Below are 25312 nucleotides of genomic sequence, written 5' to 3' on the forward strand. Positions count from 1 at the left end.
TGTTCCATAAGAGGGTTTGGCTTATTCTGCCTGTGGCCTTAACGTGCTGTCCAGCCACCATCCAGGACCAGCGTTTGGGCTGTGATATGGCGCGCCGCACTCTGGCATAAAAAACTGGCGGTGCCGGCAATTTCATCCACACCGATAAAAGCCTTTTGTGGCATAGGGGCCAGCATAATCTGTTCAATCACCTGCTGCTCGGTCAGGCCGTGCTCGCGGCACTGGTCGGCAATTTGTGCTTCCACCAGCGGGGTGCGCACATAAGCCGGGCAAATGGTGTTAATGGTGAAGTCAAAATCGGCGTTCTCCAGCGCCACCACTTTACTAAAGCCCAGCAAACCATGTTTGGCCGCCACATAGGCCGATTTAAAGGGCGAGGCCACCAAGGCGTGAATGGAGCCGACATTGATAATGCGGCCAAAACCGCGCTGGCGCATCCCCGGCAGCAGGGCTTTGCTGAGCATGGCCGGGCCTGTCAGCATCACCTGAATAAGCTGTGCCCATTTTTCCGGCGGAAAATCATCCAGCCGCGCCACATGCTGAATGCCGGCGTTGTTGACCAGCACATCCACCTGCAGCGCAGCACAGGCGTCTATGGAGTCTTGACTGGTTAAATCCAGCTGCTGCACCTGAGCCTCTATGCCTTGTTGCTGCAGTTGCTGCTGCTTGCTGTGCAGCAGGGCCGGGTTTAAGTCGGCCAGAATAACCTGATGGCCTTCGCTGCCCAATTGCTGGGCCACCGCAAAACCAATGCCGCCTGTACCACCTGTGATCAATACCTTCATGCTGTTGCCCTCAAAATAGCTGTACAGCGATGCTAGAAGCGTTCAGACAGCCGGACAACAGTGCTTTAGTGCTATGCATGGGCCGCGTGAGGTTTGAACTGAATTCGGCCTGAAGCTGGTCTGACAGGACAGCCTTGCTTTGCCAGCCTTGTTGGCTGTGATAAATTAGCGGCGAAACGTAAAAAATAATTTTTAATAAAGCTGCAGTTCTGCCGGTAAAAACCTGATGTTTTGCAAACTTCACTGAGGTTTTGCCATCAACAAGGCAAATAAAGCGATTCAAAGAAATCGCTGCAGCACAGACAACCGAGGTTTTTATGGAACATTCTTCCGCCCTGATCACCAATGACGCGGTGGTGTTGGGTTTATTGGCACTTGTTCTGGGCCTGGTGTTTCACACCAGCCACAGCACCAACAAAGCCTGCCAGGCATTTTACAAATATGTACCGGCTTTACTGCTCTGTTATTTTATTCCGTCGCTGTTTAACAGTTTTGGCGTGATTGATGGCCATGCGTCCGGCCTGTACAAAATGGCGTCGCAGTACCTGTTGCCGGCCAGCCTGGTGTTACTGACACTGAGTATCGATTTTAAAGCTATTTTGGGCCTAGGCCCGAAAGCGTTGATTATGTTTCTGACCGGCACCGCCGGTATTGTGATTGGTGGCCCTGTCGCTTTGGCGCTGGTGGGCAGCTTTGCGCCTGAATCTTTGGGGGGTGAAGGCGAAAATGCCATCTGGCGTGGCATGACCACCATTGCCGGCAGCTGGATTGGTGGTGGTGCCAATCAGGCAGCCATGAAAGAAGTCTTTGGTGTCGGCGGGCCTATTTTCTCGGTGATGATTACGGTAGACGTGATAGTGGCCAATATCTGGATGGCGGTGCTGCTGTGGATAGCGGCCAACACGGCCCGGTTTGACCAAGCCAATGGTGCCGATGTCAGTGGTATTGAAGCGCTGCGCGCCAAAGTGGAAAAGTACCAGGCCGAGAACTCGCGTAACCCGACGCTGAATAACCTGATGGTGCTGGTGGCTGTGTCTTTTGGGGTGACGGGTGTCTCGCATTTACTGGCTGATTTTCTGGCCCCCTGGATTGAACTGCATGCGCCGCAACTGGCCATGTACAGCCTGACCAGTAAATTCTTCTGGATAGTGCTGATTGCCACCACTTTGGGTCTGGCCTTGTCTTTTACCAAAGCCCGTAATTTAGAAGCAGTTGGCGCATCCAAGCTGGGGTCTGTGTTTATTTATATTCTGGTGGCGACCATTGGTATGCATATGGATGTAACCGCCATTATGGACCACCCGCTGATGTTCCTGGTTGGCATTATCTGGATGTCGGTGCATGCAGGCTTGTTGATTTTTGTTGCCCGCCTGATCAAAGCGCCCATGTTTTATATGGCGGTTGGCAGCCAGGCCAATGTGGGGGGCGCCGCTTCAGCCCCTGTGGTGGCAGCCGCTTTTCACCCGTCACTGGCGCCTGTTGGTGTGTTGCTGGCGGTGCTGGGGTATGCGCTGGGGACTTATGGGGGCTATATTGCAGGTTTGCTACTGCAACAAGTGGCGCCTTAATTCGCCGTTATCCTCGCCACGCTGGCGGCATTGTCGGTGCTGTTCAGGCCGGTCACATACTGAATGTATGCTCCCGGCTCTGACCCGCTTGACGGCTTTGCCAGCCTGCCGATGATTTAGGTGAATTCAAAGGTTCCGTTATCCACGCCACGCTGGCGGCATTGTCTTCACTGCTCAGGCCGGTCACATACTGAGTGTATGCTCCCGGCTCTGACCCGCTTAACGGCTTTGCCAGCCTGCCGATGATTTAGGTGAATTCAAAGGTTCCGTTATCCACGCCACGCTGGCGGCATTGTCTTCACTGCTCAGGCCGGTCACATACTGAGTGTATGCTCCCGGCTCTGACCCGCTTGACGGCTTTGCCCTGCACTTATGCAGGGGCTGAACCGCTGGATTCACGTACCAACAATTCCGGAATAAATACCGGCTGGTCATCCGCCGTTACCTGGCTGCCAGGCCTGGTGTGTTTAAACAGTAACTCAGCGGCGCGCTGCGCTATGGTTGGGTTGGGCTGGTGTGCTGTGGTCAGGGGGGGCCAGGTCTGACGCGAAAAGGGGCTGTTTTCAAAGCCGACGATCGACAGCTGCTGCGGGATCTCAATATGCTGCAAGCGGGCACCAAACAACGCGCCAGCGGCAATTTCGTCGTTACAGGCGAAAATGGCGCTGGGTTTATGCGCCATCGCCAATAACTGGTTGGCACCTTTCACACCGGATTCAAACGAATAACTGCCGGGCACAATAAACTTCGGGTTGGCGGTCAGGCCGCGGCGGTTCAGTGCGGCTTTAAAGCCAGCCAGGCGCTCGCCGCTGGAGCTGTGTTCTTCATCGCCACATAAAAACGCAATCTCGGTATGGCCTAATTCCAGTAAATGGTTGGTGATTTTATAGGCGGCGGTAAAGTCGTCGACCAGCACGCAGTTAGTCAGTTTGGGCGACGGGGTGGAGCCCGAAATAATCCGCACAAAATCTACGCCAATGCGGGTTAGCGCTTCAGCAATTTCCGGCATCTCCGAAAAGGGTGGGGTTAAGACCAGGCCAGCCAGTCGCGCATGCTGCACTAAATCCACCACTTCCTGCACTATGCCGGGTGACTTGGCATTGGTTGGGTGGATCAGGAGTTCGTAGCCATGTTTACGGCAGGCATCAAGTAAACCCCGTTGCATATCAATTACATAATAAGCGTTTGGGTTGTCGTAAATATAACCAATGCTGTACGAGCGGGTACTGGCCAGGTTGCGGGCGGCCGCATTGGGCTGATAGTTCAGCTCGCGCATGGCGGCATGCACTTTATCTATAGTGGCCTGTTTCACCGAAGGCTCATTGTTCATCACCCTCGACACAGTTTTTATCGAGACGGCGGCCCTTGCTGCCACATCGTGGATTGTTACTTTCATCTTTATCCCGGCAAATTCGCGTGCAGAAAAACAACGTTGTTTTGGATGGCCCAACCTGAGGTAATGCTCAATATGACAACGCTGGTCAATTTGTAACAAAGATTAAGTCTAGGGATAACTGTTTTTACGCCAAACAGCAAATCTAAATTTACAGCTTTTTGTTCAAAAAATGCTTCGGGTTGCCAATGGTTTAAATAAAATTTGTTTTTATTTCTATAAATCAATTGCTTATAATTTTTTGGTTCGGCTGTTTACACGACCAATGCACAAAATTTACCGACCAGCCACTTTTAAACAACTCATTTTTGATTTCAATAATTCGTCTAAATTTTCAACGAAAGGAGTTTGCAAAGGCTAATTTTTTTGTGTATGTTAATTTTCAATGACAGCGTTGTCATGGCAAAAGTCAAAACAACAGTTGTTTCAGGACGTAAAAAAATAAACATCGCACAACATCAGGAATGGGAGAGAAGCTTATGCTGCACAATAAAATGAATAAGTGCACTTTAGCGGTCAAAATGGGTCTGCTGATCGGCGCAGGCACCCTGTCCAGCGCTGTCTGGGCAGATCAGGCCGCAGAGCCAGCTGCAAAAGAACAACAGGTAGAAGTGATTCAGGTCAAAGGTATCCGTGCGTCGCAGCAGGCGAACCTGAATGCCAAACGCTTTAGCGACAGCATTGTGGACGTCGTGACCTCAGAAGATATAGGTAAGTTCCCGGATAAAAACGTGGCTGAATCTTTATCCCGTATTACAGGCGTGGGTGTCAGCCGTGAATTCGGTGAAGGTGAAAAAATCACCATCCGTGGTGCCAGCTCTGCGACCAACAGAACCTTACTTAATGGTCAGTCTGTCGCTACTGCCGACTGGTTTATTCTCGATAATCCGGGCCGCAGTTTTAACTACACCATGTTACCTTCTGCACTGGTCAAAGATCTGGAAGTGCATAAATCTCCTTCAGCCAGCATTGATGAAGGCTCCATCGGTGGTACTGTGGTACTGAAAACCCGTAAGCCGCTGGAAATGGAACAAAACACCATCAATCTGCTGGTGGAAGGCCAATATTCTGAATTATCAGAGGAAACGGATCCGCAACTGGCTGGTCTTTATTCCTGGAAAAATGACGCAGAAACTTTTGGTGCGTTAGTGTCTGTGTTTAAACAAGACCGCTCTTTGGTTCGTGAAGGTTTTGAAGTGCTGGGCTGGCCAACCAACCCGGATGTTGATGCCAAAGTACCAAGCCACATCGGCGTACCTCGCTTCGAACAGAAACGTGAGCGCGAAACTGTATTTGGTTCTTTCCAATACCGTCCTACCGAAGCGCTGGAGATGACGCTGAATCTGCTGTCATCCAAAGTGGATGCCAATAACCACAACGCCAACCTGTTATTGTTCGTTAACAACAATGTCGCTTCTTTGTCGGACGAAACTTATGTGAACGACAGCCTGGTGGCAGGTCAGGTTGAAGACGGTACAGTGGCTTACAACTTTATTAACCGTGTTGCATCCACAGAAACCAAGTCTGTTGACCTGGATATCAAATACGATTTGGGTGACGCTAAACTGCATGTGCAGGTAGGTAGCACTGACGCTGAGGGTGGTACTTTACGTGAAACTTCATGGGAATACGGTACGACTACTGATTATGACTTTGACTTACGCGGTTCTAAGCCAACGGTTAATACAGCGACTTTAGGCAGCGATGGTGCGGCTTTTAATGCCGGCTGGATTTGGGGTGGTGAGAAACCAACCACAGACGAAGAGAAATATGGACAGGTTGATTTAGAAATTCCGGTCGATTTTGGCGTGTTCAACCAGATCAAAACCGGTGTCAAACTGCGTCAGGCTGAACGGACACAAGACCGTATTGCTTACAGCTGGCATGGCCCGGAAACCATGGCAGATCCGGCAGATAACTACCTGAACCATATTTTCCGCAGTTGTCCGAATCTGGCTGCTTGTGGTTTAACCACGGGTGCAGTGAACGTTGACGGTGTGGTGAACGGCAACCTGTCGCAACAAGTGCTGCATGACAGATACCGTATGGAAGAAATTGCTTTTGTCGGTTTAAACGGTGTAACAGCTGATTTTGCCCGTTCGCAAAACCTGGCTGAGATCTGGGCCGTGGAAGAAGACATTACTGCGTTCTATGTTCAGGGAGATTTCGAAGGTGAAGGGTTCCGCGGTAATATCGGCCTGCGTTATGTCGACACAGCCCAGACTTCAGGGGGTTATGAATTCTCTGGTGACAGCTGGGGTCTGAAAACCATCGACCGCGTCTGGCTGGATCCTGAGTACCTGGCTTGGGTAGAAACCGACAACGACTATAAAGAAGCCTTGCCTAGCATGAACCTGGCTTTTGATGTAGCCGATGACACCATCCTGCGTTTTGGCGCGGCCCGCGTCATGGCCCGTCAGGACTGGAATAAAATCTCCAACTCCATTACTTATGGTTCACTGAACGTAGCTCAACCTACAGGTTCAGCCAGCAACCCTTACCTGAAGCCGATGCTGGTGGATCAGTTTGATGTCAGCTATGAGTGGTATTTCAACCCGTCTTCAGTACTGGCTGCAACCTGGTTCTTTAAAGATGTGAAGAGCTACACCAGCTTCTCTACTTTTGTGGACCAGCGTTACTGGGAAGAAGGTGATGAGTGGGTTGATGTGACCTTTACCCGCCCTGAAAATGGCCCTGGTGGCACCACCGAAGGTATGGAGCTGAGCTATCAGCAATCATTCGGCCAGTTTGGCGTGATGGCGAACTATACCTATACAGATGCAGACCGTGATGAAGAACGTAATGTTGATTTACCAGGTTCAGGCCTGGTTGAGGGTACCTCACAGCATATGTATAACCTGACTGCCTATTATGAAGATGACCTGTTCAGCGCCCGTCTGATGTATAACTACAGAACAGAATGGTACAAAGGTCTGCACTTCAACGGCTCTGAGCTGTGGAATGATTCCTATGGTCAGTGGGATGCCAGTTTTGGTTACAACCTGACGGAGAACATTTCTCTGGCACTGGAAGCCATCAACCTGACGGACGAAGAAGTGCGTGAGTTTAACACAGACTCAAACCGCCTGTTCTCGCTGTACCAGAATGGTCGCCGTTATGTGTTAGGCGTCAGAATGGCGTTCTAATCCGATCAGTTCGCTGTCAAGAGTTCAGACAAAGGGTTAACTTAGGTTAACCCTTTTTTATCTGCTGTGGAGGTGCTAGTTGCAAAATGTGGAACGGCTGACAGGGATAAGTCAGCAGCAGTTTTTTCAGGACATAGTGCCAGCGCGCCGACCTGTCATTTTGTCCGGCCTGGTGACGGATTGGCCTGTGACTCAGGCGGCGTTGCAAAGCCCTGCTGAATTGCACCGATATCTGGTAGGTTTTGATAATGGTACAGAAGTAGACACCTTATTGTTGGACCCGGCAACAAAAGGCGAAGTGTTTTACAGCGCGGATATGATGGGCTTTAACTTTGAGCGCCGTAAGTACCCTGTGGCTGTGGTGCTGCAGCAACTGTTGAAAATTGCCGGCCAGCCGGGGGCCATTCATATAGCGCTGCAAAGCGCCGAGTTAAAACGCTGTTTACCTGGTTTAATGGAACAAAATCCAACTCCCTATTTGTCCGCCGATATTGTTGGCCGTATTTGGCTCGGCAACCGAATTACAGTGCCGACCCATTTGGATCATGCGGACAACCTGGCTTGTGTGGTGGCAGGCCGCAGGGTGTTCACTTTGTTCCCACCAGAGCAGGTGCAAAACCTGTATATAGGGCCTGTTGATTTTGCACCTACAGGTGCGCCTATCAGCATGGTGCGTAAAAGTGAGGAAACTTCAATCCGTTACCCTAAGTTTTCGCAGGCCAAAGCCGCCAGCTTGCGCGCCGAATTGGAGCCTGGAGATGTGCTGTTTTTGCCCGCGCTGTGGTGGCATCAGGTTGAATCGCTGGACGATGTGAATCTGCTGCTGAATTACTGGTGGGGCGGCAGTATCGGTTCTGACGCTGTGGAGCAATCGCCTTACGATGCCATGTTGCATAGTATGATGGCGTTAAATGGTTTACCGGACGATTTGCGCAATGCATGGGCGTCTTTATTTGAGTATTTCGTACTTCGAAAAGGCGCGGACCAGTTTGTTCACATTCCGCCAGAAGTAAGCGCGATGCAAAGAGACCTTACATCAAAACGTAAAAAAGAGCTGTTAACCTGGTTAATCAGCCAATTACAAAAACATCAGGAAAAGAGCTAAACAACCACTCTTCCTTTGTTTTCGGCTGATTGCAGTTCGGGGGTAAATAGTGGTAGTGTCGGTGTCACAGGTCCGGGCCGCATATCAAGCAAATGGCCCACTAATTAAAAGTTGTACAGAGGTTAGTTATGTCGTTGCAAATCGCTCCATTAAACAAAGAAAAACATGCCACTACCAAAATCGATGTGGAGCAAGCCTTTCTTCATATTAAAGAAGAACATATTGTGCCAGTGTCGGCTCATGAGTTTGTTCGTGTAGGTGCTGAGCTGCCAGTGGTCTTTCTGAAAAACGAAAAAGCCGGTGCTTTTGAAGCTGTCGCTATGTTGTCTCTGCAGCAGGGCTCCAACATGATGGTGGAAGACGGCAAATGGTTAGGTATGTATGTACCACGTGCGTTTCGCAATTTCCCGCTGGCGCTGATGGCCAACCCGAATGACCCGGCTGATAAAGACAACCTGTATATCTGTGTGGCTGAAGGCAGCCCAATGGTTAACACAGAAAAAGGCTATGCGCTGTTTAACGAAGATGGCAGCCAGTCTGAGTTTTTACAAAAACGTTCAGAAGCGATGGCGGATTTTTTACGTCAGATGGAACAGACGAAAGAATTCAACCGCACTCTGGCCGAATTGGACCTGCTGAGCCCACAAAGCCTGACGATTGAGCTGGATGGCAACAAGCGTGAACTGACTGGTTTCTACGTGATTGACGAAGCCAAACTGAATCAGCTGGATGCAGACAAGTTTGCACTGCTGCGCAGTAAAGGCATGTTACCTCCAATCTATGCTCACCTGATGTCTCTGCAACAGGTGCAGCGTTTAGGCGAGCGTCAGCGCCAGCTGAATAAAACTGCGGCGGCTTCATAGCGCATCAACACCAATGACGAAAACCCGGCTTGTGCCGGGTTTTTTTATGCCCTCACGGCTGCGTCGATCCCATAGATGGCATTGCTTAAAAATAAATCAAAATAGTGCTTGATCTCAGCCTTTATCCGCGCCATAGTAGATATGACAGCGTTGTCATTTGTGTTTTGAGCAGTCCAATGCGGCAATCTGTTGTTGTGAACATGCAGCTTCAATGTGCTGGCATTGGAACTGGTTAAGAGGTCGTATCTTTGTGGTGTGGGTAGTTGCGCCACAGAGACTTCATGACAGGGATGTGTTTTTTTGGTTTGCCAATCTGTGCCCAATCTGCAAAGGGCGGTGGTGTGTAAGGCAAGAATTTGCTGTTTCGCTGCTGCACTTTGGTCCCCGGGTTTTTGCAGGGTACCTCTTTGAGGTATCCTGCTTTTTTATTTGCCACTGCTGTGGAGAACTCCGTTGAAGCCATTGAAGAACTTGCCTGTGCCTGGCCTGGTACGCTGGGGCATTTTGGGGTGCGGTAATGTCACTGAACTAAAAAGCGGCCCGGCTTTTGCCAAAGTAGCGGGGTCAGCTCTCGTGGCGGTGATGCGCCGCGATGCGGCGAAAGCCGCAGATTATGCCCGCCGTCATCAGGTGGCCCGCTGGTACAGTGATGCCGATGCATTAATTGCGGACGCCGACGTGGATGCGGTGTATATAGCGACACCGCCTGCCAGCCATAAAGAGCTGGCGTTAAAGGTGGCGGCCGCCGGTAAACTATGTTGTGTCGAAAAACCCATGGCGCTGAATGCCGCCGAGTGTGCCGAGATGGTGCAGGCCTTTGAAAAACGTGGTTTACCACTCTATGTGGCCTATTACCGTCGTTCTTTGCCGCGTTTTTTACAGCTGAAAGCCTGGCTGGAGCAGGGCAGGATTGGCGAAGTACGGCAGGTGCACTGGAATTTCAGCCGCATGGCCTCAGCGCAGGATTTAAGCGGCCAGGCGCACTGGCGGGTCGACCCTGCGGTCGCGGGGGGTGGTTATTTTGTCGATTTGGCCAGCCATGGCCTGGATTTGCTGATGTACCTGCTGGGTGATATTGCTGAGGTGAAAGGCTTTACCGCGCGGCAGCAAGGCTTGTATCAGGCGGAGGATGCGGTGACGGCGATCTGGCGTTTCCAGTCCGGCGTACTTGGCAGCGGTTACTGGAACTTTGTGTCGGCAGCGCGGCAGGACCATCTGAGTTTTATTGGCAGCCAGGGCCGGATTGACTGTGCCGTGTTTGATGATCTGCCGCTGAAACTGACCACGGCAGAGGGAACACAAGAGCTGCATATGGCTCACCCTGAACATATTCAGCAGCCGCATATTGCCACTATGGTGCAGGACATTCTGCAGGGCAGTGGCCATCCGTCCACCGGCGCAACGGCACTGCGTACCAACTGGGTGATGGATCGGATCCTTGCTCAGGCCTGATGGCACAGTAAAAAGGCCGGTGGAGTACCGGCCCGAGTTTCACTTTTGGAGCCCAACCAGCTCAGTCGAGTTGAGTGACCCGGCTCTGGCGGCCTTGCGCTGTACTTCGCAGCAACACAGGACCTGAAGGAACCTTCACCGCTTCAGTATAAGGCTGCCAGCTCTGGCCCTTGTCCGTGCTGTATTCAATGGTTAAACCATGCCAGGCACTGTTGGCCAGCAACAGGCCATTCTGCCGCACCGCGCCAGGTGGCGGCAGGTACAGCGCTACGCCGGCCGCATGCAAACGTGGCAATTCCTGTTGCACCAGTGCCAGGCTGAAACGCTGATAATCGGCGTTCCGGGCCTGTGGGTCCGGCTCATCGGATTCCCATTCCGCCTGGTACCAGGCCCGTTCCGCCAGCGCCAGTAAACGGGGGTAGACCAGCTGTTCCAACTGCTCAGCCGTGCGGATGGTTTCACTCCAGACTTGCCCCTGAATACCCAGAATATTGTCCGGCTGCTCCAATTTGGGCAGCTCGCGGCCGAGCAGGGCTTCCAAGTCATAAATTGGCTGGCCTTCGCGGGTTTTGTCGGCATTGGCATACATGTGATCCGGCATATAACCAAAGACTTTGGCCAGGTCGGTAAAGCGGGCAGCCCAGTAATAGCCCCGTTCTTCCGGATGGGCTTCATAGGGGTGGTCAAAATACAGATGGGTACCGTGCGACAGCACCACCTGATAGCCGGCGTTGGCCAGTCGGTATGCACGGTCGGCAACGCCCCATTCCCAGATATTGTCCCAGACATTGGCGATCACGGCCGGATTGGCAAACTGAGCCCGGTTAAAGGGGGTTTTGGCGTCGTACATCAGGCCGTCTTCCCAGCCACCCAGCGCCATCTGGCGGTTGGCGGCCAGCATCGCCACTTTGCTGACAAAATAAGGTTTTAAATCCGCCACGCCGGACACGCCATTGTCCGGCTCTGCGATTAATGCGGCACAGGCTGGCGAGGCGGTCCAGGAGCCGGCCCCGACTTCATCCCCACCCATATGGAAGGTGTTCAGCCGTAACCCAGCCTGGCGGTACATTTGCTGCAGCTCGTACATCACTTTATCGACAAAGGCGTAACTGGATGGCAGGCAGACATTGACTGAGTTGTCGTTGTAATTCTGCACAGTCAGGTAGACCGACTTGTCGTCCGGATCAGACAATAAAAACTGGCGGGCCAGTTGTTCTTTGCCCTGGGCTTTGAGCCTGTGGTAGCGGGCCTGCATGGCTTTCACGGCCGCCCGGGCATGGCCTGGCATATCAATTTCCGGTATCACTTCAATATGGCGCTCGGCGGCGTATTTTAAGATCGCAATAAAATCGGCTGTGCTGTAATAGCCGTTGCCCGAACCGGATTTGTCTGGCCCTGTACCCAGTTGGGTCAGCAGACACTGCTGTTCGCTCAGGTCAAAGCAGCGGTTGGCGCCTATTTCTGTCAGCTCAGGCAAGCCAGGAATTTCCAGACGCCAGCCTTCATCTTCGGTCAGATGCAGGTGCAGCTTATTCAGCTTGTAACGGGCCATTTGTTCTATCAGCCGTAATGTCACCTCTTTGCCGTGGAAATTGCGCGCCATGTCGTAATGCATGCCACGCCAGCGGTAGCGGGGCCAGTCACTGATTTTGGTCTGAGGCAGCTGGAGGCTATCTCCCTGTTTTTCCAGCAGTGCCAGCAGGCTTTGCACTGCATAAAAACCACCGGCGTTGTCGGCCCCACTGAGCTGGATCTGGTTTGACTGCACTGTTAAGCGGTAACTTTCGGCCTGCGGCAGATCATCGGCCGTGATCAGCTGGATTTGACGTGGGCCTGGCTGGCTGGTCAGTGGCAGGTCCAGACCAAATTGCAGTTTCAGTTGCTGCTGTAAATAAGCGGCTTCCTGTTTTAACCGGCCCTGATGATAGAGTTGCCAGCCGGCCCCAACAGTGGTCAGCTCGTCTTCATCTTCGCGCTGTTGCACTGTCGGGATCACGGACCATTGGGCCGTTTGGCGTGTGGCGCTTTGTTGCTGCTGGTTTTGTGCAAAACGCAACTCCGGCGTGGCCACTGGGTATAAATCCTGCGTCGGCTGATTAAAACGCAGCAACTGTTCAGGCCGGGTGGAGGCTTCCACAAAAGCGCTGAAGTCCTCGGTGTTGGTATTGGCAAAAATGGCTGGTTTCAGTTTGCCGCTGCTGATAAATGCCCTGGGCATCCAGTCGCTGTAACTGACAATCCAGGGGGCGGAGTTAAATTCCAGCCGTAATGTCTGGCCTGGAGCCAGGCCGGCAAAGTCTTTGGTGGCTTTGATCTGGTGCAAATCACCCTGCAGATGGCTCAGCTCCAGACCGGCGCTGACAGTGGTGTTAATTTTCCGGATGGAGTGAAAATAAATCCGCCAGGGCGCTGTGCCTTTACTCAGGCTCTGGCTGGAATTGTTCTGCAGCACCACTTCACCGCTAAACTTGTTTTGATCCGGGCCAAAGTTCGATTTAACCGCAAACATCAGGCGGGTTTTTTCGGCAAACTGATCGAGTTGCTGTTGGCTCTGAAACGCCAGCACTGGCTGGGCCGTTAAACTCAGCAGTAGTAACAGGTAACGCATTCGTCTCTCCCTCAACTGTTGTTCAGTGAGCCATCGGCGGCTCGCTGGATTTCCCTGTCTGCGCAGACAGGGGACAGACAACGCAGACCACTCGCCAAGACACTGCTATCTTCAGCGGCTGGAGTGTATAATTATTTGATTCAATTTAATAATTTTTGCATCTGTCGGAGCTTAACAAAAATTAAAGTTCGATTTTTAAACAAGGGTCTTGTTATTTGTCAAAATTATTATATGCTGAATTGGAAAAATGACAACGCTGTCAATTCAGCTTTTTGCTGAAATAACAGACAGCAACGCCCGACAGCCTTAAGCTGTGCTAGAGGGCAGGTATGACGATGCAACGAGGTTGATGGGATGACGACAGCAGTAGGCTATGAAGGCCCATTGTTTTTGGGGATTGATGGCGGTGGCAGCAAGTGCCGCGTCATTCTGACCACAGCAGACAATCAGGTGGTAGGCGAGGGCTTGTCTGGCCCGGCCAATCCTTTACGTGGCATGAAAGTCGCCACAGATTCTATTTTATCGGCCACCCATCAGGCGCTGACCTGCGCCGGTCTGGCACACAAAGACATTCACAAGCTGATTGTTGGCGCTGGTCTTGCCGGCGTCAATATGCCGGAATACTTTCGTATTTTCTCAGACTGGCAGCACCCCTTTAAAGCCATGTACCTGACCAGCGACCTGCATGTAGCCTGTATTGGTGCGCACCAGGGCGGTGACGGCGCAGTCATTATTGCCGGAACTGGTTCCTGTGGTCTGGCCGACGTGAAAGGCGAAATTATTGAAGTCGGTGGCCATGGCTTCCCTTATGGTGACAATGGCAGCGGTGCCTGGGTGGGGTTGCAGCTGGTGCATCACGTATTGCTGGCGAAAGATTTATTGGGTCCAGCCACCTTATTGACCGATTTGTTATGCGATGAGCTGAAACTCAGTGAAACCCTGGCCCTGGTGGATTTCTTTATGCACGCCACCCCCACTACCTACGCGAAATACGCACCGCTGGTGTTTACCGCCGCCGAGCGGGGAGACGACATAGCGGCTGACATTATCCGTCGGGCAGCGGCCCATATTGACGCCATAGCGCTGCGTTTGTTGAGTATTAACCCACCGCGCCTGTCGTTGATTGGTGGTTTGGCGCAGAAATTATTGCCTTATCTGGCGCCTGAAGTGCAAAGCCGGGTCACCGCAGCGTTGCAAACGCCAGAGTTTGGTGCCATCTGGTTTGCCCGCCAGCGGCATCCGGTCTGAATTTAACCAGCAGTGAAAGAGAATTTTGTATGACCAGTACCATCATGGCGCGTGAAGCGGCCGAAGCCCCACAACGTATCCAGCAGCAACTTCAGAGCAACGCCAGTGCCATTCAGGCCGTGGTAGAGCTTATTCGTCAGCGCCAGCCGCGTTATGTCTATATGGTCGGCCGTGGCTCTTCTGACCACGCAGGCGTATTTGCCAAGTACCTGATTGAAATTGAAATTGGCTTGCCGGTTGCGGCGGCGGCGCCTTCTATTGCCAGTGTGTATGGCAAACAGCTGGATTTAACAGGTGCCTTGGTATTAGTCATTTCGCAGTCGGGCCGCAGCCCGGATATTCTGGCGCAGGTGGCCATGGCCAAAGCGGCCGGAGCCTTGGTGGTGGCCCTGGTAAATGACACCACATCGCCTCTGGCAGAGCAGGCCGATCAGGTGCTGCCGCTTAATGTTGGGGAAGAAAAAGCAGTGGCCGCGACCAAAAGCTATCTGGCCACTTTAAGTGCCTTGTTGCAACTGGTTGCCGCCTGGTCTGGCCGCAAAGAATTGCAAAATGCGGTTGTGGCTCTGCCGGCATTGTTAGAGCAAGCCAAAGCCTTACCTGCTCAATTGACTGCCGCAGCCCTGGACGGGGTAAAACACTGTGTGGTGCTGGGCCGTGGCCCAGGTTATGCCGTCAGCCGCGAAATTGCGCTGAAGCTGAAAGAAGTCTGCGGTATTCATGCTGAAGCCTTTTCCAGCGCCGAGTTTTTGCATGGCCCTGTGACGTTGGTGAAAGATCAGTTCGCCATTATTGATGTCAGCATTGCCGATGAAGCCAATGCGGCACATCAGGCACAAATTGCCGAAGTGCGCAGCCGTGGCGCCCGTATTGTGCACCTGCATCACGGTGAACTCAGCGCCAACCCGCGTATTCTGCCACTGTTGTTGTTGCAACGTTTTTATCTGGATGTGGAAGCTGTGGCCCGTGCCCGTGGCGTCAACCCGGATGCGCCTCCGGGCCTGAACAAAGTGACTAAAACTGTTTAGGAGCCTTTATGCAGCAGCTTGCAGTCGCGCGTTTATTTGACGGTGAACTTTGGCGTGAGAATCAATGCCTGAGCTGGCATAACGGCCGTATTGTCCGGATTGAACCGGCTCAGGGGGACGTGTTGCCACTGACCCTGGCTCCCGGTTTTATTGATGTGCAGGTGAACGGTGGTGGTGGTGCTTTATTTAACACCGACACCAGCCTGGACGCGCTGCGCACTATGGTGAAAGCCCACAGCCAGTTTGGCAGCACCTTATTGCTGCCTACCGTGATCACCGACTCGATCGAAACCATGCAGGCAGCAGCCGACGTGATAGCTCAGGCTATAGCGGCCGGCGAACCGGGTGTGGCCGGAGTGCACTTTGAAGGGCCGCATTTGTCGGTGCCAAAACGCGGTGTGCACCCGACCGCTCATATCCGGGCGCTGTCCGATGCTGAAATGGCCATTTACCGCCGCACCGATTTAGGTATCAAGCTGGTGACAGTGGCACCCGAGAATGTCAGCCCTGAGCAAATTCGCCAATTGGTGGCTGCCAATGTGATTGTGTGTCTGGGCCACAGCAATACAGATGCAGCGACCACACAAGCGGCGCTGGACGCCGGTGCCACAGGTTTTACCCATTTATACAATGCGATGTCGCCATTAACCTCACGCGAGCCCGGTGTGGTCGGTGCCGCTTTGGCGGACCCACACAGCTGGTGTGGCCTGATCCTGGACGGCCACCATATTCACCCGCTGGCAGTGAAAGTTGCGCTGGCTGCCAAACCCAAAGGCAAACTGCTGCTGGTGACAGATGCCATGTCCCCTGTTGGAACCAGTCAAAGCGAATTCGACTTTTTTGAAGGCAAAGTGATCCGCCAGGGCAATAAGCTGACCAACCTCGAAGGCAGCCTGGCCGGTTCTGTGCTGGATATGGCCGATGCGGTACGGTACGCGCTGCGTGAGCTGGGGCTGGAGCAGGGCGAAGCGCTGCGTATGGCGTCATTGTACCCGGCTGAATTTTTAGGTATTGCCACTGAGCGCGGGCGGTTACAACCTGGTTACGTGGCTGATTTTGTGGTGCTGGATACACAAGGTCAGGTACAGGCTTGTTATCTGGCGGGAGAGCAACTGAGCTGATTCTCGACTCCTGCGCGCCTCCTTGAGCGCGCAGTTAAACAATAAAAACGACAAACAACAGGAAGGAATTATGGAAATGACAGTCGACGCATCCAAGGCGCGCAGCAGTGTGCTGCCAATGGCCATAGTGGCATTGCTGTTTTTTGTGCTGGGGTTTGCCACCTGGCTGAACGGCTCGCTGATGCCTTATTTAAAACAAATGCTGCAATTGTCGCCGTTCCAGGCCTCCCTGGTATTGTTTTCCTTTTATATAGCCGTGACCTTTACTGCTTTGCCCTCAGCCTGGGTGATCCGCAAAGTGGGTTATAAAAATGGCATGGCGCTGGGCATGGCGATCATGATGCTGGCCGGGCTTTTGTATATTCCAGCCGCCCAAACCCAGACCTTTGTGTTGTTTTTGTTGGCGCAACTGGTGATAGGCACAGGCCAGACCTTGCTGCAAACCGCGGTGAACCCTTATGTGGTAAAAATTGGCCCTGAAGAAACGGCGGCGGTGCGCATCAGTATTATGGGTATTTTGAATAAAACCGCTGGTGTGGTGGCGCCTTTGGTGTTTACTGCCTTGATTGTCAGCGGCTTTTCGGCACCGGCCGATGCGGTGTTAACTCCGCAACAAATAGATGACATGGCCGCCAGTTTAGTTGGCCCTTACCTGGGGCTGGCGGTGTTTCTGGCTTTACTGGCGCTGGCGGTGAAGTATTCACCTTTGCCTGAGCTGCCAAAAGAGCAGGACGGTGCCCGCGGTATGGCGCAGCTGAAAGCCGCTTTGGCCAAACCTTCGTTGGTGTTGGGTGTGCTGTCGCTGTTTGTTTATGTGGCGGTGGAAGTGATAGCCGGGGATACCATTGGCTTGTTTGCCTTGTCGCTGGGGGTGGAGCGTTACACAGTGATGACCTCCTACACTATGGTGTGTATGGTGCTGGGTTATGTGCTGGGCATAGTGCTTATTCCGCGTGTGTTATCGCAGCAGCAGGCGCTGGCCAGTTCTGCGGTACTGGGCCTGGTGCTGACGCTGGTGGTGGCCTTAGGGGACAGCAGCTCTTATGCCATTTCCAATGCGTTGCTGGTGCCTTTTGGCGGAACCGCCTTGCCGGACACCCTGCTGTTTATTGCGGTGCTGGGTCTGGCCAATGCCATTGTCTGGCCTGCGGTCTGGCCTTTGGCTTTGTCGGGCTTGGGGTCTTTAACCAGCATAGGCTCAGCCTTGCTGATTATGGGCATTGCCGGAGGTGCTTTTGGTCCGTTGTTCTGGGGCCTGCTCAGTGGTACGGGGTTAGGCCAGCAGGGCGCTTATCTGGTGATGTTGCCCTGTTATGCGCTTATTCTGTTTTACGCTGTCAAAGGCCATCAATTACAAAGCTGGAACTAACCAATGGGGTCAGAGTACCACTCTGACCCCGACTCTGACCCTTTCTTTTGAGGTGCTATGTCTGCTTCCCGTTTTTATGCACTCGACGCTTTACGTGGCCTGGCCATCGCTTTGATGATCCTGGTCAATACCCCGGGGTCCTGGGCTCATGTGTACAGCCCCTTATTACATGCCGCCTGGCATGGTTTTACTTTTGCTGATCTGGTGTTTCCGGCCTTCTTATTTGTAGTGGGTGCCTCGATGTATTTTTCGCTGGCAAAACTGCAGCCCGGAGCGGCTGCAATCTGGCGGATCAGCGAACGGGCATTGAAATTGATCGCGTTGGGTATTCTGCTGAATTACCTGCCTTTTACTGAGCCGCTGGCTGAATTGCGTTTACCCGGCGTGTTGCAGCGGATTGGTCTGGCCTATTGGGCCGGGGCTTTGCTGGTGCTGTATTTGCCCAAGCGCGCCTTATGGTTGAGCGCTGCACTGCTGGTTTTTGGCTACTGGGCGCTGTTGGTGCTGGGGTCTGCCCAGCCTTACAGTCTGGAGCATAACCTGGTGCGTCAGCTGGATCTGGCGGTCTTTGGTGCCGCTCATCTGTATCAGGGCTTTGGGGTTGCGTTTGACCCTGAAGGTTTACTGAGTACCTTGCCTTGTGTGACGGCAGTGATTTTGGGTTACGCCACTGTGCTCTGGCTGAAAAAGCAGTCGCAGCAGCAGGCGGTCAGAGGTTTGGTGCTGGCCGGCCTGGCGCTGACTGTGCTGGCGCTGTGCTGGCATTGGCTCTGGCCGATCAATAAGGCGCTCTGGTCTGGTTCGTACCTGGCACTCAGTACCGGGCTGATTTTATGGCTGCTGGCGGCGTTGGTGTGGCTGGTGGATATAAAAGGCCAGCAGCAACTGGCGTCCCCTTTGACGGTATACGGTACTAACCCTTTGTTTATTTATGTGTTGTCCTGGGTTTGGGCTGTGGTTTTTGGCCTGATCACTGTGCAGGGTGCGGATGGCACCATCAGTGCTTATCAGTGGACCTTTTTGCAACTGGCGCACCTGATGCCGGAGAAACTGGCGTCGCTGCTGTTTGCACTGGCGCATGTAGTGGGGTTTTGGGCGCTGTCGTTGTGGCTGTATAAACGCAATATCATTATTAAGTTGTAAATAACACCAAGGCCAGCTGACGCTGGCCCTGGTGTTTTCATGGTATGGCGTTCAGGGTTGTTTCGCTTTGCGGATATATCTGTCTATTTCTGCATCCAGCACTTCCAGCGGCAAGGCGCCGTTGGCTAATAAGGCATCATGGAAATCGCGCAGGTTAAACTGGTCACCCAGTTCTTGTTCCGCTTTGGCGCGCAGCTGGCGAATTTTAATTTCCCCCATTTTGTAAGACAGCGCCTGACCAGGCCAGGAAATATAACGGTCCACTTCGGCCCGCACATTGGCCTGTGACAAAGAGGTGTTGGACGCCAGGTAGTCCAGCGCCTGCTGACGGCTCCAGCCTTGGGAGTGAATGCCGGTGTCAATCACCAGCCGGCAGGCGCGCCACATCTCGTAACTCAGGCGGCCAAACTGCTGGTAGGGCGTGTCATACACCCCCATTTCCACGCCAAGGCGTTCGGCATACAGGCCCCAGCCTTCACCATAGGCACTTAAATACAGGTTACGGCGAAAGGGCGGCACATTGTCCAGCTCCTGCGAAATGGCGTTTTGCAGGTGGTGACCAGGCACAGATTCATGCAGCGTCAGCGCCACCAGCTCATAGAGCGGCCGCTGGTCCAGCGTATGGGTATTGACCCAATACGCACCACCACGAATGCCACCAATCGCAGCCCCATTGTAGGAAGCGGTGGTGTAGTTGGGGGCTATTTCATCCGGCACCGGCACCACGCCATAAGGCAGGCGGGGCAGCTTGCCAAAAAACTCCGGCAGGCGGTAATCAATACGTTTGGCAATGTACGAGGCCTCTTTGAGCAGCTCCACTGGGGTTTTGGCATAAAACTGCGGGTCGGTACGCAGGAACTGGGTAAAGTCGGCAAAGCTGCCTTGAAAGCCGGTTTGCTGAATCAGGGCATCCATTTCGGCACGAATGCGTTTGACCTCAGCCAGGCCGGTCTGGTGAATGCTGGCCGGGTCTAAATCCTGCGTCACATAAGTTCGGATCGCATGGCGGTAATAGGCTTTACCGCCGGGCAGTTGCTCTGCACCCAGGCTGTCTGTCGCCGCTTTCAGATAATCGCCTTCGAGGAAATCGGCTAAGCGGGCAAAAGCGGCAATGGCACTGCGGCTGATCGCTTCACGGCCAGCCTGCTGCAATTCTTGTTGCTGCTTCGGGCTGAAACTGGCCGGAAATTTGGTAAAAGGCTGATACAGGCTACTTTTTGTCGGGTCGGCGTACACCTGCGCCCGTACGGTCGGGGCTATGCCTTGCACCACAATCTTCGGCAGCACAAAGCCGTCTTTGATGCCGGCACGCATATTGGCGATATTCTCGTCAAAGTAGCGGCCAAAGTCGTTGATCCTGGCAATGTAGTCCTGGTAGTCGGCCACTTTGCTCATGCGCAGGCCATTGCTGGCATCCAGCGCCGCACTCCAGAAACTGTAAAAGGTATTGGCCGGTATACGGTCCAGAAACAGCAGGTTGGCTTCAATGGAGTTTTTCAGTACCCAGGCCAGTAATTGCTGGTTTACCCGGTCGGCATCGCTCAGCGCACTGCTGTCAATGGTGTTCAACCGGCTCAGCAGCTGCTGTTCCGCCTTCAGGCGACGGCTGCGGTCTTGGGCCGTTACCCCGGGTAAGCGGTTGTTGTAACCGGGCTCACCCATACGGCCCGCAGTGACAGGATCTTCCCGCAAGCTGTATTGCCAGTGCTCGTCAATCACCTGCTGCAGTTGTTCTGTCGCGGTGGCGGCCTGAGAGGTGGCAGAAAAGCCGCAGAGGGCGGCGAAAGAAATACAAAGAAGTATGCGTAGATTCAACACAAAAAGCTCCGGAAGCTGAGGTGATGTTTACAGGCATCACCATAGCATGTGGCCGGTCTTTACAGGCAAATTCTATCCTGCGGCGGCCACAGTCCGGCGTATTTGGGCTTATTCCATCGCGGCAGCGGGTGCCTGGGCTGGTGCCGTGGCCTGGCGTTTCGGCGCTTTGAGTGAAAACAGCAGAGGTACCGCCACCACGGTCAGCCACATCATCAACCGGAAATCCTGCAAGTACGCCTGCGTGTTCGGTCAGGTAACTGACCACCACTGAAATACTCAATCACAAGTTCATTTTTGTGCCAGCAGCAAAGGCTTTTTATGGGTTGCGAACCGGCCTTGAGTGTGAGCCGAATTCGCCTAAGGTGGTAGAAACCAGCCAGTGCTAACTACTGCGTTCGCCCGTTCGCGCCTCCCGCGCTCACTTTTATATCGCTCACTACGCAGTTACCCCTGTCTGTTTTGCCTGCCACCTGATAAGAATTTAGATACGTGCCGCTTTGCCTGCCGCCTACACGAATTCAGATATTTGCAGTTCTGCGCAGGTACCAAGGGCGCAGTAAACTGCGCCCCTACACAAATCCAAGACATCCAAGCTAAATCCAGCTTACAAAGCCAGGCTTAGAACCTGTACTCCCAGGTGCCGGCGGCGGCCAGGTTGTCGCCACCTGCCACCAATAGCGGCGAATCCTGCAGGTAACGCAGTTGCAGGCTGAGCAGGCCGTTCAGCAGCGGGCGGCGGTGTTCGCCTTTGAGCTGCCAGCTGTGGCTGCCAGCGCCTTCATCGTAATAAGTGGCGCGGTACAAATGCGCTGACCAGCTGATGCCGTCGAAGGTCTGGTAATGGTAACCGGCACTGATAACGCGGGCGTCCTGGCCATAACCGCTGCCAATCACCCGGCCATAACGGCTATAGCCTTGCGGATACAACTCGCCCTGATAAGCGCATTCCCCTTTGATGGTTGACCCATCGCAATCAATATAGGTGTCGGAGTATTCCAGGTTCACCGTATGAATAGCCTTGTCGTCGCCCCAGTAGCTGCGCAGGCCCAGCAGCAGTAACGGGTTCTCTGGCCAGCCGTCGGCATTGTCGTCATCGGCAATTTCAGCATAAGCCGTGACAGGCAGTGGCAACTGGTGCAGGTGATAGCTGAAATCCAGCGCCGCACGCTGGTCACTGTTGGGCTGCTGGTCGTCATCATTCAGCACCATATCCCACCAGTCGGAAAAATCGTTGCCACGGCCCTGGCCACCCCATTGACTGATACGGGATACACCCACCTCCAAAGCGGCAGCAGGGCGAAAGTTAAAGCGGGCTCCCCAAAACCGGGTTTGTGGCACTGCACTGTTATGTTCACCAATGCCGACAAAAGTGCTGAAATTCCAGGGCCCCAGCCAGCGAACGAGCGGGGCATCAATGGCGTCCCAACCATGGCGGCTGATGCGCAGTGACGGCACAGGGCGGGCGTTGTTGCTGAGTAATAAATTACTCTGCTGACCTGGCCCCCACCAGTTGGAGATTTGGTCCACCGAAACCACCCAATTCCCCAACAGCGCCGCCAGGTAGCTGTTGTCATACACCACATCCTGCTCGTTGCTGGTGTCATTGAGATCGCGGTAACTCACTTCCATCCGGCCAGCAAACACCGAGCCCTGAAACTCATTAAACACAGTCACACCAGCCTGGTCAGGGTAAGTTTCGCCAAAACTCTGAATGCCGGCCACTTCCGAGTTGGCTTTCAGTTTGACACCGGATGTCTTATCGCTTTTATTGGTTTGCAGCACATGACGCACATGAGCCAGGGCAAAACGCACTTCGCTGTTGTAGTCATCCCCTTTAACTGCCTGTAAATCGGCGGCGATGTTTTTCCACATCAGCGGGTAGGTATTGACCGGGCCGGACAACAAGCCGGCATGGGACAAGGTTTGTAAGGACTGGCGCAGATAGTTGTCCTGCGTATCGACCCAGGGCGTGGCTTGTGCGCAGGCTGCAGATAACGCCAGAGCTAAGGCGGCTGGTTTACAAAATCGAATCACAACAAATCCTTGGTTATTCAGACGGGGCGGCAAAACGGGCGATCAGCGCCTGGCGGACATGGTCCGACACGAAATTGCTGACATCGCCGCCATGCCGGGCCACTTCTTTGACTAAGGTTGAGGAGATAAAGGTATTTTTTTCTGACGGCGTCATAAACAGGCTGTCCAGGTCCGGGTTCAGTTGCCGGTTCATACTGGCCAGCTGAAACTCGTACTCAAAATCAGCCACAGCCCGCACACCACGTAATAACACCTGGGCTTTTTGCTGTTTGGCAAAATCCGCCAATAAACCGGAAAAGCCTACCACTTTCACATTCGGCAGGTCTGCGAAACACTCAGTGGCCAAGGCCACCCGCTCATCCAGGCTGAACAAGGGTTTTTTACTGGGGTTGGCGGCAATGGCCAGAATGACTTCATCAAACAACCGTGCCGCCCTGGCCACTAAATCACTGTGGCCATTGGTGATGGGGTCAAAGGTTCCTGGGTAAATGGCTTTAGTTTTCATTGAGTTAGTAAGAATCCTTTGCCTGTAGTCGAACGACTAGAGTTTTTAATCCAATTGGCGTTACTATACCAGACTGAAAAAAATAACATAAAACAAAACAGAACAACGCGGATGGACAAGAAACTTCGAACCAAAGACAAAATACTGCAGGCCAGTATTGAGCTCTTTAATCAACAGGGTGAACGTGCAGTCACCACCAATCATATTGCAGCCTACCTCGGCATCAGCCCGGGTAATCTGTATTACCACTTCCGCAATAAAGAAGACATAGTGCGGAATATCTTCAAGGAATACGCCAAGTTACTGGAAAGCCGGGTGCAGCCGCCCAAAGGCCAGGCCGAAGCGCTGGACTCGCTGGCACAGTACCTGGATGTGGTATTTGAGTTGGTCTGGCGTTTTCACTTTTTTTACGCCAACCTGCCGGATATTTTGTCGCGCGACGCCGCTTTGCAGCAGGATTACCTGAATGTGCAAAAAGTAGTGCAAAGCCGGGTGGTGTCGGTGTTGCAGGCGCTGAATCAGGCCCAGGTGGTGGCTATTGAGGAGGCAGACATTCCGGATTTAGCTCATACCATTAAGATGGTGGTGTCCTTTTGGGTCAGTTACCTGAAAACCCAGTGCCCCGGGCATCAGCTGGACAAGCAACATGCCTACTGGGGGGTGCTGAAAGTTTTGCTGTTAGTGAAACCTTATGCCACTGAACAGTCTTTGCCACGTTTTGAGCGTCTGCAGCGCCATTTTACTGAACTGGCGGGGGAAGCGCCGCTTTAAGCCGGTTTCATTTCGAAAGGCTGCGACTGCAGCCTTTTTTGTTTGACTAGTCCGATCTGCCGCAAGCCACAACGCAAAAGGGCTGCAAGCCTGTGCAATCCTGATTACAATAGGCCCGCTTTTTACCAAAGTCCTATTACCCAAGCGGAGGGTCGCATGTCTACCACCCCATTCCTGGCGCACTTACAACAACAAATCGACGACGTGAAAGCCCAGGGTTTATACAAAGGCGAGCGTATTATCAGCTCGCAACAACAGGCTGCGGTGACAGTGGCCGGTGAGCAGGTTCTCAACTTCTGCGCCAATAACTATTTAGGTCTGGCCAACAGCCCGGACCTGATTCAGGCGGCACAACAAGGTCTGGATTCGCACGGCTTCGGCGTGGCTTCAGTGCGTTTTATCTGTGGCACTCAGGACATTCACAAAACGCTGGAAGCGAAAATCAGCGCCTTCTTAGGCACCGAAGACACCATTTTGTATTCCTCCTGTTTTGACGCCAACGGCGGTTTGTTTGAAACCATTTTAGGCCCGGAAGACGCGGTAATTTCGGATGCGCTCAACCATGCCTCTATTATTGACGGGGTGCGGTTATGCAAAGCCAAACGTTACCGTTACGCCAATAACGATATGGCGGAGCTGGAAGCGCAGCTGCAACAGGCTGATGCCGACGGTGCCCGCTTTAAACTCATTGCCACTGACGGTGTGTTTTCGATGGACGGCGTTATTGCCGACTTAAAATCCGTCTGCGATTTGGCTGACAAGTACAATGCCTTAGTGATGGTGGACGACAGCCATGCGGTGGGCTTTGTTGGTCAGAAGGGCCGCGGTACCCATGAATACTGTGGTGTACTGGACAGAGTAGACATTATTACCGGTACTTTGGGCAAAGCTTTGGGCGGCGCTTCAGGGGGGTACACTTCGGGTAAAAAAGAAATTATCGAATGGCTGCGTCAGCGTTCGCGGCCTTACCTGTTCTCCAACTCCTTGGCGCCCTCTATTGTCACCGCGTCCATGAAAGTACTGGACATGTTGGCCGACGGTGATGCACTGCGTGCCAAATTATGGGAAAACGCCAATTACTTCCGTGAGCGCATGAGTGCGGCCGGTTTTACCCTGGCCGGTAAAGACCACGCTATTATTCCTGTGATGTTGGGCGATGCCAAAGTGGCGGCTGAAATGGCGCAGCGCATGCTGGCTGAAGGCATTTATGTGGTGGGGTTCTCGTTTCCTGTGGTGCCCAAAGGCCAGGCCCGCATTCGTACCCAGATTTCTGCGGCGCACAGCAGAGCCGATTTAGACAAAGCCATTGATGCCTTTATCCGTATTGGCAAAGACATGGGCATTATTGCCTGAGG

At 53.2% G+C, this 25312-nt stretch carries 18 protein-coding genes; 12 read left to right on the forward strand and 6 right to left on the reverse strand.

What is annotated here, in order from left to right; translation table 11 throughout:
* Positions 1–38: 38 nt before the first annotated feature.
* Complete coding sequence (locus WKJ04_RS04095; RefSeq protein ID WP_337879234.1) at positions 39–785, reverse strand: 3-hydroxybutyrate dehydrogenase; 747 nt, start codon at positions 783–785, stop codon at positions 39–41.
* 317 nt (positions 786–1102) lie between these two features.
* On the opposite strand from WKJ04_RS04095, the gene WKJ04_RS04100 reads away from it, so the two are divergent.
* Positions 1103–2353, forward strand: a complete 1251-nt coding sequence (locus WKJ04_RS04100; RefSeq protein ID WP_337879235.1) for a DUF819 family protein — start codon at positions 1103–1105, stop codon at positions 2351–2353.
* A 370-nt stretch (positions 2354–2723) separates the two neighbouring features.
* On the opposite strand, the gene WKJ04_RS04105 is transcribed toward WKJ04_RS04100, so the two are convergent.
* Positions 2724–3749, reverse strand: coding sequence for a LacI family DNA-binding transcriptional regulator (locus tag WKJ04_RS04105; protein WP_337842886.1), 1026 nt, complete (start codon positions 3747–3749; stop codon positions 2724–2726).
* 476 nt (positions 3750–4225) lie between these two features.
* Between WKJ04_RS04105 and WKJ04_RS04110 the strand changes: the two genes are divergently transcribed.
* From WKJ04_RS04110 to WKJ04_RS04125, 4 genes are all read left to right on the forward strand, one after another.
* On the forward strand, positions 4226–6892 hold the full coding sequence (locus tag WKJ04_RS04110; protein ID WP_337879236.1) for a TonB-dependent receptor: 2667 nt from the start codon (positions 4226–4228) through the stop codon (positions 6890–6892).
* An 88-nt stretch (positions 6893–6980) separates the two neighbouring features.
* A complete protein-coding gene (locus WKJ04_RS04115; protein WP_337879313.1) occupies positions 6981–7997 on the forward strand; it encodes a cupin-like domain-containing protein in 1017 nt (338 codons plus the stop codon).
* Between the two features lie 128 nt (positions 7998–8125).
* Positions 8126–8860, forward strand: coding sequence for a SapC family protein (locus WKJ04_RS04120; protein WP_337879237.1), 735 nt, complete (start codon positions 8126–8128; stop codon positions 8858–8860).
* A gap of 453 nt (positions 8861–9313) precedes the next feature.
* Complete coding sequence (locus WKJ04_RS04125) at positions 9314–10312, forward strand: Gfo/Idh/MocA family oxidoreductase (protein WP_337879238.1); 999 nt, start codon at positions 9314–9316, stop codon at positions 10310–10312.
* Between the two features lie 61 nt (positions 10313–10373).
* On the opposite strand, the gene WKJ04_RS04130 is transcribed toward WKJ04_RS04125, so the two are convergent.
* Positions 10374–12920, reverse strand: a complete 2547-nt coding sequence (locus WKJ04_RS04130; RefSeq protein ID WP_337879239.1) for a family 20 glycosylhydrolase — start codon at positions 12918–12920, stop codon at positions 10374–10376.
* 354 nt (positions 12921–13274) lie between these two features.
* On the opposite strand from WKJ04_RS04130, the gene WKJ04_RS04135 reads away from it, so the two are divergent.
* From WKJ04_RS04135 to WKJ04_RS04155, 5 genes are all read left to right on the forward strand, one after another.
* Positions 13275–14168 (forward strand): BadF/BadG/BcrA/BcrD ATPase family protein, encoded by an 894-nt coding sequence (locus WKJ04_RS04135; protein WP_337879240.1) that lies wholly within the window; start codon positions 13275–13277, stop codon positions 14166–14168.
* 29 nt (positions 14169–14197) lie between these two features.
* Positions 14198–15196, forward strand: coding sequence for an SIS domain-containing protein (locus WKJ04_RS04140; RefSeq protein ID WP_337879241.1), 999 nt, complete (start codon positions 14198–14200; stop codon positions 15194–15196).
* An 8-nt stretch (positions 15197–15204) separates the two neighbouring features.
* Complete coding sequence (gene nagA / locus WKJ04_RS04145) at positions 15205–16317, forward strand: N-acetylglucosamine-6-phosphate deacetylase (protein WP_337879242.1); 1113 nt, start codon at positions 15205–15207, stop codon at positions 16315–16317.
* A gap of 70 nt (positions 16318–16387) precedes the next feature.
* A complete protein-coding gene (locus WKJ04_RS04150) occupies positions 16388–17686 on the forward strand; it encodes a sugar MFS transporter (protein ID WP_337879243.1) in 1299 nt (432 codons plus the stop codon).
* A gap of 57 nt (positions 17687–17743) precedes the next feature.
* Positions 17744–18829, forward strand: a complete 1086-nt coding sequence (locus tag WKJ04_RS04155; RefSeq protein WP_337879244.1) for a heparan-alpha-glucosaminide N-acetyltransferase domain-containing protein — start codon at positions 17744–17746, stop codon at positions 18827–18829.
* 51 nt (positions 18830–18880) lie between these two features.
* Here WKJ04_RS04155 and WKJ04_RS04160 read toward each other — a convergent pair whose 3' ends face one another.
* The 3 genes from WKJ04_RS04160 to coaD all read right to left on the reverse strand — a co-directional run bounded on the left by WKJ04_RS04160 (position 18881) and on the right by coaD (position 23186).
* Entirely contained in the window at positions 18881–20647 is a 1767-nt protein-coding gene (locus WKJ04_RS04160) for a DUF885 domain-containing protein (protein WP_337879245.1), read from the reverse strand.
* 618 nt (positions 20648–21265) lie between these two features.
* Entirely contained in the window at positions 21266–22681 is a 1416-nt protein-coding gene (locus WKJ04_RS04165) for a capsule assembly Wzi family protein (protein ID WP_337879246.1), read from the reverse strand.
* A 13-nt stretch (positions 22682–22694) separates the two neighbouring features.
* Complete coding sequence (coaD, locus tag WKJ04_RS04170) at positions 22695–23186, reverse strand: pantetheine-phosphate adenylyltransferase (protein WP_337879247.1); 492 nt, start codon at positions 23184–23186, stop codon at positions 22695–22697.
* 111 nt (positions 23187–23297) lie between these two features.
* On the opposite strand from coaD, the gene WKJ04_RS04175 reads away from it, so the two are divergent.
* Both WKJ04_RS04175 and WKJ04_RS04180 read left to right on the forward strand, forming a co-directional pair.
* Positions 23298–23957 carry a TetR/AcrR family transcriptional regulator gene (locus tag WKJ04_RS04175; RefSeq protein ID WP_337879248.1) on the forward strand — a complete coding sequence of 220 codons (660 nt, stop codon included), beginning with the start codon at positions 23298–23300 and terminating at the stop codon, positions 23955–23957.
* Positions 23958–24113: 156 nt separating this feature from the next.
* Positions 24114–25310, forward strand: a complete 1197-nt coding sequence (locus WKJ04_RS04180; RefSeq protein WP_337879249.1) for a glycine C-acetyltransferase — start codon at positions 24114–24116, stop codon at positions 25308–25310.
* Positions 25311–25312: the final 2 nt, after the last annotated feature.

Origin of the sequence: Rheinheimera sp. (assembly GCF_037442345.1) — a bacterium.
Taxonomy (GTDB): domain Bacteria; phylum Pseudomonadota; class Gammaproteobacteria; order Enterobacterales; family Alteromonadaceae; genus Pararheinheimera.

Coding starts and splice junctions, on each gene's coding strand:
- WKJ04_RS04095 (WP_337879234.1), bottom strand. CDS start 785: ATGAAGGTATTGATCACAGGTGGTACAGGCGGCATTGGTTTTGCGGTG.
- WKJ04_RS04100 (WP_337879235.1), top strand. CDS start 1,103: ATGGAACATTCTTCCGCCCTGATCACCAATGACGCGGTGGTGTTGGGT.
- WKJ04_RS04105 (WP_337842886.1), bottom strand. CDS start 3,749: ATGAAAGTAACAATCCACGATGTGGCAGCAAGGGCCGCCGTCTCGATA.
- WKJ04_RS04110 (WP_337879236.1), top strand. CDS start 4,226: ATGCTGCACAATAAAATGAATAAGTGCACTTTAGCGGTCAAAATGGGT.
- WKJ04_RS04120 (WP_337879237.1), top strand. CDS start 8,126: ATGTCGTTGCAAATCGCTCCATTAAACAAAGAAAAACATGCCACTACC.
- WKJ04_RS04130 (WP_337879239.1), bottom strand. CDS start 12,920: ATGCGTTACCTGTTACTACTGCTGAGTTTAACGGCCCAGCCAGTGCTG.
- WKJ04_RS04135 (WP_337879240.1), top strand. CDS start 13,275: ATGACGACAGCAGTAGGCTATGAAGGCCCATTGTTTTTGGGGATTGAT.
- WKJ04_RS04140 (WP_337879241.1), top strand. CDS start 14,198: ATGACCAGTACCATCATGGCGCGTGAAGCGGCCGAAGCCCCACAACGT.
- nagA (WP_337879242.1), top strand. CDS start 15,205: ATGCAGCAGCTTGCAGTCGCGCGTTTATTTGACGGTGAACTTTGGCGT.
- WKJ04_RS04150 (WP_337879243.1), top strand. CDS start 16,388: ATGGAAATGACAGTCGACGCATCCAAGGCGCGCAGCAGTGTGCTGCCA.
- WKJ04_RS04155 (WP_337879244.1), top strand. CDS start 17,744: ATGTCTGCTTCCCGTTTTTATGCACTCGACGCTTTACGTGGCCTGGCC.
- coaD (WP_337879247.1), bottom strand. CDS start 23,186: ATGAAAACTAAAGCCATTTACCCAGGAACCTTTGACCCCATCACCAAT.
- WKJ04_RS04175 (WP_337879248.1), top strand. CDS start 23,298: ATGGACAAGAAACTTCGAACCAAAGACAAAATACTGCAGGCCAGTATT.
- WKJ04_RS04180 (WP_337879249.1), top strand. CDS start 24,114: ATGTCTACCACCCCATTCCTGGCGCACTTACAACAACAAATCGACGAC.